We start from the raw sequence: 13,270 nt of genomic DNA, 5'->3' as shown, positions 1-13,270 counted from the left end.
ACGCCCCTCGGCACGGCCCTGATCGGGCCAGAGGCCGCACGGGCGCGCGACCTTTCCGGATGCTGCGCCGTCCCCCGGCGCCCCCGGACACGGGAGCCCGCTCCCGCACCGCCTTCGACACCATGGGAGAAGCACATTGTCCGCGCGAGTGGTCGTCCTCATATCGGGCACGGGCAGCAACATGGCCGCCCTGGTCGACGCGGCCGAGGACCCCGCGTACGGCGTCGACGTCGTCGCCGTCGGCTCGGACCGGCGGGGAACCCGGGGCGTCGAGCTGGCCGAGAAGGCCGGCGTGCCCACGTTCGTCGTCCCCTTCCGAGACTACTCCGACCGCGCCGAGTGGGACACGGCCATGGCCGACCGGATCAGCGAGTACGCACCCGACCTCGTGGTCTCCGCCGGGTTCATGCGCCTCCTGGGTCCCGCCGTCCTCGGCCGGCACACCGCGGTGAACATCCACCCCGCGCTGCTCCCCTCCTTCCCCGGCGCGCACGCCGTGCGTGACGCGCTCGCCCACGGTGTCCGGGTCACCGGCACCACCATCCACTTCCTCGACGAGGGCGTCGACTCCGGTCCGATCATCGACCAGGTGGCGGTGCCCGTCGAGGACGGCGACGACGAGTCCAGCCTCCACGAGCGGATCAAGGCCGTGGAGCGGCGGATGCTGGTCGACACGGTCGGCCGGCTCGCCCGCGAGGGCTGGACGGTCGACGGCAGGCACGTGCGGTTCGGCCGCACCGAGCACAGCGTCACGGACGCGACCGACACGAAGGAGCAGCGGTGACCCAGCAGGCCATCAGGCGTGCGTTGATCAGCGTGTACGACAAGACCGGTCTGGAGGAGCTGGGGATCGGCCTGGCCGAGGCCGGGGTGGAGATCGTCTCCACCGGCTCGACCGCCGCGCGGCTGCGCGACGCGGACATCCCCGTCACCCCCGTCGAGGACGTCACCGGCTTCCCGGAGATCATGGAGGGCCGGGTCAAGACCCTGCACCCGAACGTCCACGCGGGCCTCCTCGCCGACCAGACCAACCCCGACCACGTCGCCACCATCGAGGGCCTGGGCATCGCCCCCTTCGACCTGGTCGTGGTCAACCTCTACCCCTTCCAGGACACGGTCGCCTCCGGCGCGTCCGAGGCCGACTGCATCGAGAAGATCGACATCGGCGGCCCCGCGATGGTCCGCGCCTCGGCCAAGAACCACGCCAGCGTCGCCGTCGTGGTCGACCCCGCCGCCTACGACGCCACCCTCCAGGCCGTCCGCGACGGCGGGTTCACCCTGGAGGAGCGCAAGCGCCTGGCCGGGCTCGCCTTCCGCCACACCGCCGTCTACGACGCGGCCGTCGCCTCCTGGTTCGCGGGCGCCTACGCCCCCGACGAGGAGACCGCCGAGTCGGGCTGGCCCGCCTACCTGGGCATCGGGTACACCCGCCAGGACGTGCTGCGCTACGGCGAGAACCCGCACCAGAAGGCGGCGCTGTACACGGTCGACGGCGCCCCCGCGGTCGGGCTGGCCGGCGCGCGGCAGCTGCACGGCAAGGCCATGTCCTACAACAACTACGTCGACGCCGACGCCGCCCTGCGCGCGGCCCACGACTTCGACCGGCCGTGCGTGGCGATCATCAAGCACGCCAACCCCTGCGGCATCGCCGTCGGCGCGGACAACGCCGAGGCCCACCGCCTGGCGCACGCCTGCGACCCGGTGTCGGCGTTCGGCGGTGTCATCGCCACGAACCGCCCGGTCGGCGCGGAGCTGGCCGAGCAGATCTCCGAGATCTTCACCGAGGTCGTCGTCGCGCCCGGCTTCGACGCCCAGGCGACGGCGATCCTGACCAGGAAGAAGAACATCCGCCTCCTGGTCGTGGACACCCCCGGCTTCGGTTCGGGCGTGGAGAACCGCCAGATCAGCGGTGGCCTGCTGGTGCAGTCCCGCGACGCGATCGACGCCGAGGGCGACGACCCCGCGCACTGGACGCTGGCCGCCGGCGAGCCCGCCGACGAGGCCACCCTGGCCGACCTCGCCTTCGCGTGGCGCGCCGTGCGCGCGGTCAAGTCCAACGCCATCCTGCTCGCCTCCGGCGGCGCCACCGTGGGCGTGGGCATGGGCCAGGTCAACCGGGTCGACTCCGCGCGGCTGGCGGTCACCCGCGCGGGCGACCGCGTCACCGGCTCCGTCGCCGCCAGCGACGCCTTCTTCCCGTTCGCCGACGGCCTGGAGATCCTCACCGGGGCGGGGGTGCGCGCCGTCGTCCAGCCGGGCGGCTCCGTCCGCGACGAGGAGGTCGTCGCCGCAGCGAAGGCGGCCGGGATCACCATGTACATGACCCGCACCCGCCACTTCTTCCACTGACGCGAGGAACCGACATGAGCGCGACGATTCTCGACGGCAAGGCCGTCGCCAAGGCCATCCGCGGGGACCTGGCCGAGCGGGTGGCCAAGTTGAGGGCCAAGGGCATCACCCCCGGACTCGGCACGGTCCTGGTCGGCGACGACCCGGGCAGCCACTCCTACGTGCGGGGCAAGCACCGCGACTGCGCCCAGGTGGGCATCGCGAGCATCCGCCGCGACCTGCCCGCCGACGCCACCCAGGAGGACGTGGAGCGGGCGGTCCGCGAGCTGAACGAGGACCCGAACTGCACCGGCTACATCGTGCAGCTGCCGCTGCCGAGGGGCCTGGACGAGAACCGGGTGCTGGGCCTCATCGACCCGGCCAAGGACGCCGACGGCCTCCAGCCCTCCAACCTGGGCAAGCTCGTCCTGATGCAGGAGGCTCCGCTGCCGTGCACCCCGCGCGGCATCGTGGAGCTGCTCACCCGCTACGACGTGCCGCTCCGGGGCGCGGAGGTGGTCGTGGTGGGCCGCGGCGTCACCGTGGGCCGTCCCCTCGGCCTGCTGCTGACCCGCCGCTCGGAGAACGCCACCGTCACCCTGTGCCACACGGGCACCCGTGACCTGGCCGAGCACACCCGCCGCGCCGACGTCATCGTCGCCGGCGCCGGCGTGCCCGGGCTGATCACCCAGGACATGGTCCGGCCGGGCGCGGCCGTGCTGGACGTCGGCGTCTCGCGCACGGAGGACGGCCTGGTCGGCGACGTGCGGCCGGACGTGGCCGAGGTCGCCGGGTACCTGTCCCCGAACCCGGGCGGCGTGGGCCCGATGACCCGGGCGATGCTGCTGGTGAACGTCGTGGAGGCGGCCGAGCGCGAGCTCGCCTGACGACGGTTTCGGCCGCGGGGGCGGCGGCGGGCGACGCCACCGCCCCCGTTCGCGTTCGCACGGGGGCGGCGACGCGCGGGGCGCGGGCGGCGACCGGACGGGACCGGGCGCGGGCGCCGGGGACCGGCGCGGTCCGGGGTCAGCTGGCCCGGCGGGACGAACCGGTGGTCGGCATCGGGCGCACCAGGCCGAGCGCCACGACCTCGTTGGCGAGGCGGGTCCGGCGGTTCTGGCCCTCGGGGATGCGGAACTTCTGGTAGAGCCGCAGCAGGTGCTGCTTGACCGCGGCCTCCGTCACGACCAGGGCCTCGGCGATGTCGCGCGCCGTCGCCGGGGCCACGAAGGCCTCCTCCGACAGCGCGGGCTGGCACAGGGCGGTGAGCACGTCGAGTTCGCGTCGGGTCAGCTCGGGCGCGGCGCCGCGCCGGAGTTCGATGTCGGGGCTGATCTGCTCGTGGGGGAGCCCGCCCACCCGGCAGCGCGCGGTGCCGAAGGTCACCACGTCGTCCTCCTCCAGCACCCGCCGGGCGATGGGGCGGCCGTTGACGCGGGTGCCGTTGCGGGACAGCCCCAGGTCGACGACGTACACGTAGGGCCCGCGGCGGACGAGTTCGGCGTGGAGCAGGGAGACACTCGGATCGTCGAGCCGGACGTCGGCGCCCGCGCCGCGTCCGACCGTGGTGACCTCACCGGTGAGCTGACGAATGTCCCCGGTCTCTTCGACCCGGAGGTAGGGCCCGTCCACGGTGACTCCTCCCGGGCTGGTGGTGTGGCGCGGCCGGTGGGGGTGCGGGTGACGGCGGGGGAGCGGAGGCTGTCGAGTGGTCGGTCGGTCTGCGCGTTGAGTGGGCTTCATGGGGGCTTGTCCTCGCTCACCGTTGCACTCGTCTCAGGTTGGATTACCCGGGTGGTACGCGTTCTACGCGCTTACTCCGGAGTTAGGCGGATACGACGCGGATACACGCCTGTGTGACCGAACCGGAAGTGGGTAACGGACGTAGCGGCCCCGGGGGCAGGGCTCGACCGATTCCGTGAGCGCTGGGGCTTCGGCGATCCGAATCACTACAATGGGCCGCGTCTCGACCGCTCGGGCGGCGGTTTCCCCCGCGGCGGACCCTCGTAGCCACCAGGTCGGTGCGGCCTCGTGGCGGTGTGTGCCGTTTCGGACACGTCGGCGGGCGCGGTGTGGCCGGTCTGGGCCAGGGACGAGCACGTGGACGAGCCGCGCGGCGGCCGGAGGATGGCGGAACGGGTCGGGTACGCGGTGGACGAGACGGGGCGGGTGGAGTTGGCGGACACGGAACAGGGTGGCCCGGCGGGGGAGGCCCCCGGCGACGGGGATCACGCCTCGGGGGGCCCGACCGACGGAGGTCGTGACGACGGGCGCCCGGCCCCCGAGTCCGAACCGGAGGCCCCGGCACACCCGGAGGTCCCCTTCTGGCTGGCCCAGGTGCCCTACGCGCTCGTGCTCTCGGCCCTGGTCGCCGGGATCGTGGTGGTGGCCGCCGCCCACTTCAAGCGGGGCCCCGCGATCATCGCGGGTGCGTTGCTGCTGGCCGCCGCGTTCCGGACGGTGCTGCCCAAGGACTGGATCGGCCTGCTGGCGGTCCGACGCCGGTGGATCGACCTCGTCACGTGCGTCAGCCTCGCCGTCCTGCTCATCGTGCTGGCATGGGTGGCGCCGCAACTCTCGGCCTAGCCGTGGAATAAGCTTGATGTCGAGATACCGCGACACCGACGAGCCACCGCCTCCCCGGTCAGCACGGACACCGGGCGGGATCAGGGGATTGCCGAGCGGGCGGTGCGGTCACGGCCACGAACCAGCACCGCGCCGGCCGCGTGAGGCGGTAGCACAGACTGAAGGGACAGCCACACAGCCATGGCCAAGATCAAGGTCGAGAACCCCGTAGTCGAACTCGACGGCGACGAGATGACCCGGATCATCTGGTCCTTCATCAAGGACCGTCTGATCCTTCCCTACCTCGACATCGACCTGAAGTACTACGACCTGGGCATCGAGGAGCGCGACCGCACCGACGACCAGGTCACCGTCGACTCCGCCAACGCCATCAAGAAGTACGGCGTCGGCGTCAAGTGCGCGACCATCACCCCGGACGAGGCCCGGGTCGAGGAGTTCGGCCTGAAGAAGATGTGGCGGTCGCCCAACGGCACCATCCGCAACATCCTCGGCGGCGTCGTCTTCCGCGAGCCGATCATCTGCGAGAACGTCCCCCGGCTCGTCCCGGGCTGGACCAAGCCGGTCATCATCGGCCGTCACGCCCACGGTGACCAGTACAAGGCCACCGACTTCAAGGTTCCCGGCCCCGGCTCGGTGACCATGACCTACACCCCGGCCGACGGCGGCGAGCCGGTCGAGTTCGAGGTCGCCAACTTCCCCGAGGGCGGCGGCGTCGCCATGGGGATGTACAACTTCCGCAAGTCCATCGAGGACTTCGCGCGCGCGAGCCTGAACTACGGCCTGGACCGCGAGTACCCGGTCTACATGTCCACCAAGAACACGATCCTCAAGGCCTACGACGGCATGTTCAAGGACGTGTTCCAGGAGATCTACGACACGGAGTTCAAGGAGAGGTTCGAGGCCGCCGGTCTCACCTACGAGCACCGTCTGATCGACGACATGGTCGCCGCCGCGCTCAAGTGGGAGGGCGGCTACGTCTGGGCGTGCAAGAACTACGACGGTGACGTGCAGTCCGACACCGTCGCGCAGGGCTTCGGCTCGCTGGGCCTGATGACCTCGGTCCTGCGCACCGCCGACGGCCGCACCGTCGAGGCCGAGGCCGCGCACGGCACGGTCACCCGCCACTACCGCCAGCACCAGCAGGGCAAGCCCACCTCGACCAACCCGATCGCCTCCATCTTCGCGTGGACCCGCGGTCTGGAGCACCGGGCCAAGCTGGACAACACCCCGCAGCTGACGGAGTTCGCCAACACGCTCGAGGACGTCGTCATCAAGACCGTCGAGGGCGGCCAGATGACCAAGGACCTCGCGCTGCTGGTCGGCGGCGACCAGGAGTGGCTCACCACCGAGCAGTTCCTCGCCGCCCTGGACGAGAACCTGTCCAAGCGCCTGGCCTGAGTCCGTGCCCGCCCCCGGGCCCGCGCTTCGCCCGGCTGACCCCGGGGAGAGCCGGAACGCGGCCCGGGGCGGTGGGCGCGGGTGAGACCTTGGCCACGCCCGGGCGTCCCCGCGCGGGGACGCCCGGGCGTCGTCGTGCCCGGGGGAGTCCGAGCGCCCCGAACGTCCCGATCACGCTGTCGGCGGGCGCTTTGGGTGCTCGGGAGGGGTGAACTTTCCCGGGGTGTTTTCCGTGTTCGGGGCACATCCGGGGTCGTGGGATGCGAGGATGGAGGGGTCGCGCGGGGCGGGTGACCGCCGGGTGCGACATAGGCCACGCGAGCAGGATTTACACCTTTCGCGAACTTTGACCTATTGTGGAGAAGCGCCGGTGAGAACCGGCAGGCCAGAGTGGGTGTCAGCCCCTCTGAGCCACCACGAACCGACGTACCGGCCGTGCGCCCGCTGGGGGGTAGGCGCGCACAGTACGGAACGTCACGAAGAAGGGCCCGTCGCCTCGTGCGGCGGGCCCTTCGCCTTGTTCACGCGGCCTCGCAAGCTCGGCCGGGGCTCAGTCCTGCATGGCGCTCTCGGGGATCGGCTCGCCCGCCCGCATGGCCGCGAACATCTCCTCCGATCGGGCCTCGTCCCAGATCACCACGGAGCCGACACCCTCCAGCGTCGGGGTGTCGCCCACCGGGACCGCCGTGGTCTCGGTGCCGCCCCGCATCGCCAGCATCATCGTGACCAGGTGCCGCAGGTGGACGTCCTCGTCGACCATGAACGTGTCCGTGCCCGCCGCCACCAGCGGCAGCGCGCGGAACGGGTTGAACATCGTCGACGGCGCGGACGCCGTCTCGACCAGCACCGAGAAGAACTCCCGCTGCCGCTGGATCCGGTCCAGGTCGGCGCGCGGCGTGGCGCGGGTGCGCACGTAGCCCAGGGCCGTGCCGCCGTCCATCAGCTGGCAGCCCGCCTCGATGTCCAGACCCGCCTTCGGGTCCTCCATCGCCTCCTCCGGGCACAGCTCGACGCCGCCGACCGCGTCCACCAAGTCGACGAACCCGCCCATGCCGATCTCGACGTAGTGGTCGACGCGCACGCCCGAGGCGCGCTCGAAGGTCTCCACCAGGGGGCCGGGGCCGCCGCAGACCTCCTCGCCCGCCTCGTCCGTGCCGCACACCGCGTCCGCGAAGGCCGTGTTGATCTTGTTGTCGGCGTAGCCCGGGATCGCCATGGGCACGTAGGAGTCGCGCGGGACGCTGACGATGGTCGGCTCCCCGTCGTCGGGGAGGTAGAGCACCATGATCGAGTCGGTCCGGCGGCCCTCGGCGTACCCGGTGGCCAGCTGGTCCATCTCCTCGTCGCTCAGCCCGTCCCGGCTGTCCGAGCCGACGATCATGTACGTCGTCCCCGGCTGCTCCTCCGGCCTGCCCTCGTAGTCGCCCAGGGCCTCGACGCGGGTCAGCCGCCCGTCGGCCCACAGGTAGATGGCGGCCGGGGGCACGATCAGGACGACGAGCAGGACCGCCAGGACCGTCAGCGCGATGTTCCTGACCCGGTTCTCGCGCCGCTCCCTGGCCCGGCGGGCCCGGCCCGTGCCGTCGTACTCGCGCGCGGTCCCGTGCGTCCGGCTCCGCTGCCGCGAGGACCGCGGCTCGGGCACGCGCCGCCGCGGCGGCGCCTCCTCCGCGGTGGGGACCCGCCTGGCCCCGCCCAGGGACCGCTGCTCCGACTCGCGCTGGCGGTACAACCGCTCGAACTCGTCCGGCTTGCCGGGGTCGCCCGCGCGTCGGAACACGCCAGGCCTGTCGTGTTCACCGGTCGGGCCGGACCCGTCCCGGTTCCGTGGGTCTGCCATCGAACCGCCTTATCCGCTCCACGCCCGCAGGCCGACTGCGCCTGTCCGTCGTCTGTGTGATCGCGGAAACTGTAGCGGGGTTCACCCCGGATCCGTCCGGGTGCCCTCGGCGCCCCCGGGCGGCGGGCGTGGCGCGCGGGTCAGCGCAGCCGGTGGGCGCCCGCCGACGGGAGGGCGGCGCGCACGCGCGGAGGGACCCGGCCCCGGTCGGCGAAGGCCCGGGCCAGCGCCGCGCCGATCCGCTCCACCCGCTCCTCGGCGGCGAGCGCCACCACGGTCCCCGCCCAGCCGGTCAGCCGGACGCCGCGCGCGCCGGCGCGGGAGGCGGTCTCCGCGGCGAGTTCGACGTCGGGCGAGGGCAGGCCGAACCCGCGCAGGGACAGGTGCGAGGCGCTCAGGATCGGGCCGACCTCCCCGGCACGGCCCGCGCGCAGCAGTCCGACCGCGGCGTTGAGCCGGTGCGTCTCCGTGCCCTCGAACTCGACCCGGTCGCGCTGCCGCCGGTCCGGCAGGTCCGCCAGGGCGGCGCGCAGGTCGCGCACGGCGCGGAGCGGGCCCAGGACCTCCTCGGCGGCCTCGATCGCGGCGGTGTGCGCGGACCTGGGGTCGCGGCGGGGGCGCGCCCCGGTGTCGACGACCAGCAGCCGCAGCCCCTCGGCGGCCAGGTCGAACGGCAGGACCCGGGTGCGCAGCGTCCGCTGGTTCACCCTGACCACGTGCCCCGGCCGCGCCGCGAGCACCGCCCGCTGGTCCGCCGTGGAGCCCTCCGGCGGCGGCCCGCCCGCGAGGTCGGCGAGGGCGAGCGCGACGGCGGCCCCCACGGCGGCCGTGCGGCCCAGGGAGGCGTGCGCGGGCAGATCGGACTCCAGGAGTACCCGGAGCCCCTGATCGGCCCGGAGAAGGCCGCTCCGGCGCGCCTCGCCGACCGCCTCGGCCGCCGCGCGCGCGGCGGCCTCCCGGGGTCTCAGGGGGCCGCCGGGCGTGGCCACGCGCACGCCGCCGTCCGACGCGAGCCCCGCGGCGGCGGTCACACCCCAGGGCAGCGCCGCGTACAGGGCGGCGCCGCCGCTGGCGGTCGTGTGCTCGCCCATGAGCGCCACCCGGCCCGGCGCGCGCCAGACCCCCTCGGCGGCCGTCCCGTACCGGAGGTCGAAGGCCTCCGCCAGTACGTCGGCGTCCGGGGCCGACGACGGCCAGTCTCCCCGCGGTCCCGCCGGACGCAGGCCCAACACGGCATGCCACCGAGCCCCCAAGCCCCCCACCGGTCCACCCTTCTCCCTCGTCACACGGCTGCCCCCAAGTCTGCCCCCACCGAGGGGCCGCGCGTCGGGTTCCCCCTTCCCGCGCCGCTGGTTACGGTGACGGTCCACGACCGGCGCGGAGGGGGAGCCATGCCCGCAGCCCTGGATCGGGCCAAGGACACGTCCCGTCACTACCGGAACCTGGCCATGGACGCCTACTGGGGGCTGCGGCGCCGACGGCCGGGAGTCGACCACCTGGTCCGCGCCTACGAGCGCTACGCCGACCGGAACGGAAGCCTGCTCGCGGGCGCCGTGACGTATTTCACCTTCCTGTCCTTCTTCCCGCTGATCGCGCTCGCCTTCGCGGCGCTCGGCTTCGTCGTCGCCGCGGGCGGGCCGGAGCTCACCGCCTACCTCGAACAGGCTCTGGACGAGGTCCTGCCCGGACTGTCCGACCGGCTGCCGATGGACCAGGTGGCCGGCGCGCGCGTCGGGGCGGGTGTGATCGGCGCGCTCGGCCTGCTCTACGCGGGGCTGAACTCGGTCTCCGAGCTGCGCCAGGCGCTGCACTCGATCTGGCTCAGGAGCGTCAAGGACGGCCCCAACTACCTCCTGCGCAAGGTCGGCGACCTGGTGTTCATGCTCGGGCTGGGGGCGGCCCTGCTGATCACGGTCTCCTTCACCAGCGTCGCGCAGGCCGCCACGACCTGGCTGCTGTCCTGGGTGGGGCTGGACGGCTCGGTGCTCGCCAACCTGGCTCTGCGCGCGCTCGCCGTGGCGATCGCGGTGGGGGCCAACTCGCTGATCTTCCTGCTGACCTTCGCGCTGCTCTCGGGGAGCGGGCGGCCGACCCGGGCGATGTGGCGCGGCGCGCTGATCGGCGCGGTGGGCTTCGAGATCCTCAAGGCGGCCGCCGCGATCCTGCTCGCCGGGACCCTGAGCAACCCGGTGTACGCGTCCTTCGCGGTGCTGGTGGGGCTCCTGGTGTGGATCAACCTGGTGATGCGCCTGGTCATGTTCAGCGCGGCGTGGACGGCGACCTGGCTGCCCATGCCGCCTCCGTACACGGGCACTCTGCCGCTGCCGGAGCAGAACGGGCTGGACTGGTCCCGGCCCGCCCCCGCCCCGCCCGTCCAGCGGGGGGTCGGACGGGAGCGCCGCGCCGCCCAACGAACGTTGGCGGCGGCGTTGTCACTGGTCGGCGCCGCGGGTGCGGCCGGGGCCGCCGTGTGGGCGCTCCGCCGCCGCCATTCCGGTCGGGAATGACGAAGGTTTACGCACGAGGAAATTACCTCACTGTCCGTTCTCGTCCCGTATGCGCGGGGTGTCGACAGGGTAGTCCTCCCCTGTCCCGGTTGACCGATTCATCCGGGCGCACCGACCGCCGGCCGTGAGACCGCTGGCGACACCCCCTCGGAGGGCAGATGGGAATCGCATTCAAGTCGTCCGAACGCGCGACGCTCGGAGTGGAGTGGGAACTCCAGCTCGTCGATCGCAGGACGCGCCACCTGAGGCAGGAGGCGCAGGAACTCCTGTCCGAGCTGCCCGACCTCAGCGCGGGCGCGGACGTCCCCCCACTTCGGCACGAACTGATGCAGTCACAGGTCGAGGTCGTCACCGGCATCTGCGAGACGGTCGAGGACGCCAAGCGGGACCTCACCCGCAACATCCAGCGGATGCGTGACGTGCTCGAACCGCGCGGGACCACTCTGACCTGCTCCGGAACCCACCCGATCGACGACTGGCGGGACCAGTCGCTCAGCCCCGGCGAGCGCTACGGCGAGCTGGTCGAGCAGATGCAGTGGCTCGCCCGACGCATCCTCACCTGCGGGGTCCACGTCCACGTGGGGGTGCGCAGCAAGGAGAAGGCCATTCCCATGGTGAACGCCCTTGCGAAGTTCCTCCCACATTTTCTTGCTTTGAGTGCTTCCAGCCCATTCTGGAGTGGGCACGACACGGGTCTGGCGTCCGCGAGGTCGGTCGTCTTCGGCGCCCTTCCCACGTCGGGGCCGCCGCCGAACCTGTCGGGTTGGACTGCTTTCGAGGAATACCTCGAAACGCTTCTGCGGGCGGGTACCATCGCCTCTATCAAGGAAGTGTGGTGGGACATCCGGCCGCACCCGGATTTCGGCACCATCGAGATCCGGATGTTCGACGGGATTCCCACCCTGCGCGAGGTGGGAATGGCCGCCGCGCTCTGCCAGAGCCTGGTCGAGCTGTTCGATCACCAGCTCGATCGGGGATACGGGCTGCCCAACCCGCCGTCCTGGCTGGTGAGCGACAACAAGTGGCGGGCCACCCGCTACGGACTCGACGCTCGTGTGATCACGGACGGGCACGGAACCACGGTGCCGATCCGGGACGACCTCTACGAGTTGGTCCGCGAGCTGCGACCGGTCGCGGCCCGCCTGGGCTGCGCCGAGGACCTGGACCTGGTCTCCGAGACCCTGGACAAGGGCGCCTCCTACGAACGGCAGCGCGCGGTCGTCGCCGAGGGCGGTTCGCTCGACGACGTCGTGGACATGCTCGCCGCCGAGCTCAGGGGCAGCCTCACCCGCGCAGAGGTCAGTGTCAGCGACGGAGCCGGTGCGCGCTGACACGCGATGAAGAGGGGACCCTCGCATGCAGGGACGTGACCTGCCGGAACAGTTGACCGCTTTTCTGGCGCGCCATGAGCGGGAGTTCACCGGATTCCGCCGGGACCTGCACATGCACCCCGAACTCGCCTTCGCCGAACACCGCACGACCGGGCGGATCGCGGAGCGGCTGCGCGAGGTGGGCCTGCGCCCGCGCGTCCTCGCGCAGGGCACCGGGCTGGTGTGCGACATCGGCTCCGGGCCGGGTCCCCTGGTCGCGCTCAGGGCCGACATCGACGCCCTCCCGCTCACCGACGAGAAGGCGGGGGTCCCCTACCGCTCGACGGTTCCGGGCGCGGCGCACGCCTGCGGGCACGACGTGCACACCACGGTCCTGCTGGCGTCGGCGGTCTTCCTCGCCCAGCAGGACCGGATGGGCGCCCTGCCCGGCCGGGTGCGGCTGATCTTCCAACCCGCCGAGGAGCTGCCCGGCGGCGCGGTCGAGGTGGTCAACGACGGGGCGATGAAGGGCGTCGACCGGATCTTCGCCCTGCACTGCGACCCCCGCCTCATGGTCGGCAAGGTCGGTCTGCGCGTCGGCGGCATCACCGCCGCCTGCGACCAGCTGATGGTCCGCCTGTCCGGGCCGGGCGGCCACACCGCCCGGCCGCACCTGACCTCCGACCTCGTCTACGCCATGGGCAAGGTGGTCACCGAGCTGCCCGCCGCGCTGTCCCGCCTGGTCGACCCGCGCGCCGGGTTCAGCCTGGTCTGGGGCCGGATCAGCGCGGGGGCGGCGCCCAACGTCATCCCCGACGACGCCGTCGCCGAGGGCACTGTCCGCTGCCTGGACGACGAGGCCTGGCACTCCGCACCGGACATCGTCAAGGGGCTGGTCGAGTCGGTGGCCTCCGCCTACGGGGCGGAGGCCGAGGTCACCTACCGGCGCGGCGTCCCGCCGACGATCAACGAGGCGGAGAGCGTGGAGATGATGCGCGAGGCGGTCGGCCGCTCGCTCGGCTCGGACGCGGTCGCCAGCACGCCCCAGAGCCTGGGCGGGGAGGACTTCGCCTGGTACCTGGAGCACGTCCCCGGCGCGCTGGCCCGACTGGGCACGCACTCCCCGGACTGGGACGGCCCCATGCTGGACCTGCACCGGGGGACCTTCGACGTCGACGAGCGCGCCATCGGCGTGGGAACCCGGTTCATGGTCACCACGGCGCTGACCGCGCTGTGGAACACCGCCCATAGGGGCGATCGCGTCGACGACGAGGCCCTGGCCTGAGCTGTGCCGGCTTCGG

11 protein-coding genes are annotated in these 13,270 nt (G+C 72.7%); 8 read left to right on the top strand and 3 right to left on the bottom strand.

Annotated features, from left to right (window positions below; all coding sequences use genetic code 11):
• The first annotated feature begins 148 nt into the window (after window positions 1–148).
• The 3 genes from purN to AB0I72_RS01535 are packed head-to-tail and all read left to right on the top strand — an operon-like array spanning window position 149 to window position 3,215.
• The gene (gene purN, locus AB0I72_RS01545; protein ID WP_358562785.1) at window positions 149–784 is read left to right on the top strand and encodes a phosphoribosylglycinamide formyltransferase; all 636 of its coding nucleotides are present in this window, start codon (window positions 149–151) and stop codon (window positions 782–784) included.
• Window positions 781–2,349 carry a bifunctional phosphoribosylaminoimidazolecarboxamide formyltransferase/IMP cyclohydrolase gene (purH, locus tag AB0I72_RS01540; RefSeq protein WP_358561480.1) on the top strand — a complete coding sequence of 523 codons (1,569 nt, stop codon included), beginning with the start codon at window positions 781–783 and terminating at the stop codon, window positions 2,347–2,349. Before purN ends, purH begins: the two co-directional genes overlap by 4 nt.
• A gap of 14 nt (window positions 2,350–2,363) precedes the next feature.
• A complete protein-coding gene (locus AB0I72_RS01535; RefSeq protein WP_358561477.1) occupies window positions 2,364–3,215 on the top strand; it encodes a bifunctional methylenetetrahydrofolate dehydrogenase/methenyltetrahydrofolate cyclohydrolase in 852 nt (283 codons plus the stop codon).
• Window positions 3,216–3,354: 139 nt separating this feature from the next.
• Here AB0I72_RS01535 and AB0I72_RS01530 read toward each other — a convergent pair whose 3' ends face one another.
• Window positions 3,355–3,960, bottom strand: coding sequence for an FHA domain-containing protein (locus AB0I72_RS01530; RefSeq protein ID WP_358561475.1), 606 nt, complete (start codon window positions 3,958–3,960; stop codon window positions 3,355–3,357).
• Between the two features lie 519 nt (window positions 3,961–4,479).
• Here AB0I72_RS01530 and AB0I72_RS01525 point away from each other — a divergent pair.
• Together AB0I72_RS01525 and AB0I72_RS01520 are read left to right on the top strand one after the other, a co-directional pair.
• Window positions 4,480–4,914, top strand: a complete 435-nt coding sequence (locus tag AB0I72_RS01525; protein ID WP_358562784.1) for a DUF3017 domain-containing protein — start codon at window positions 4,480–4,482, stop codon at window positions 4,912–4,914.
• A gap of 180 nt (window positions 4,915–5,094) precedes the next feature.
• Complete coding sequence (locus AB0I72_RS01520; protein ID WP_358561472.1) at window positions 5,095–6,312, top strand: NADP-dependent isocitrate dehydrogenase; 1,218 nt, start codon at window positions 5,095–5,097, stop codon at window positions 6,310–6,312.
• A 550-nt stretch (window positions 6,313–6,862) separates the two neighbouring features.
• Here AB0I72_RS01520 and AB0I72_RS01515 read toward each other — a convergent pair.
• Together AB0I72_RS01515 and AB0I72_RS01510 are read right to left on the bottom strand one after the other, a co-directional pair.
• Window positions 6,863–8,152 (bottom strand): LCP family protein, encoded by a 1,290-nt coding sequence (locus AB0I72_RS01515; RefSeq protein WP_358561470.1) that lies wholly within the window; start codon window positions 8,150–8,152, stop codon window positions 6,863–6,865.
• A 140-nt stretch (window positions 8,153–8,292) separates the two neighbouring features.
• Complete coding sequence (locus AB0I72_RS01510; protein ID WP_358561468.1) at window positions 8,293–9,414, bottom strand: galactokinase family protein; 1,122 nt, start codon at window positions 9,412–9,414, stop codon at window positions 8,293–8,295.
• Window positions 9,415–9,543: 129 nt separating this feature from the next.
• On the opposite strand from AB0I72_RS01510, the gene AB0I72_RS01505 reads away from it, so the two are divergent.
• The 3 genes from AB0I72_RS01505 to AB0I72_RS01495 all read left to right on the top strand — a co-directional run bounded on the left by AB0I72_RS01505 (window position 9,544) and on the right by AB0I72_RS01495 (window position 13,254).
• On the top strand, window positions 9,544–10,659 hold the full coding sequence (locus tag AB0I72_RS01505) for a YhjD/YihY/BrkB family envelope integrity protein (RefSeq protein WP_358561465.1): 1,116 nt from the start codon (window positions 9,544–9,546) through the stop codon (window positions 10,657–10,659).
• 158 nt (window positions 10,660–10,817) lie between these two features.
• Window positions 10,818–11,990: a glutamate--cysteine ligase gene (locus AB0I72_RS01500; protein ID WP_358561462.1), complete on the top strand. Its 1,173-nt coding sequence runs from the start codon at window positions 10,818–10,820 to the stop codon at window positions 11,988–11,990.
• A gap of 25 nt (window positions 11,991–12,015) precedes the next feature.
• Complete coding sequence (locus AB0I72_RS01495; protein WP_358561459.1) at window positions 12,016–13,254, top strand: M20 family metallopeptidase; 1,239 nt, start codon at window positions 12,016–12,018, stop codon at window positions 13,252–13,254.
• Window positions 13,255–13,270 lie beyond the last annotated feature (16 nt).

The organism is Nocardiopsis sp. NPDC049922 (assembly GCF_040660275.1).
In the GTDB taxonomy this organism is placed as follows: Bacteria; Actinomycetota; Actinomycetes; order Streptosporangiales; family Streptosporangiaceae; genus Nocardiopsis.
This window is presented reverse-complemented; position numbering and strand designations above follow the sequence as displayed.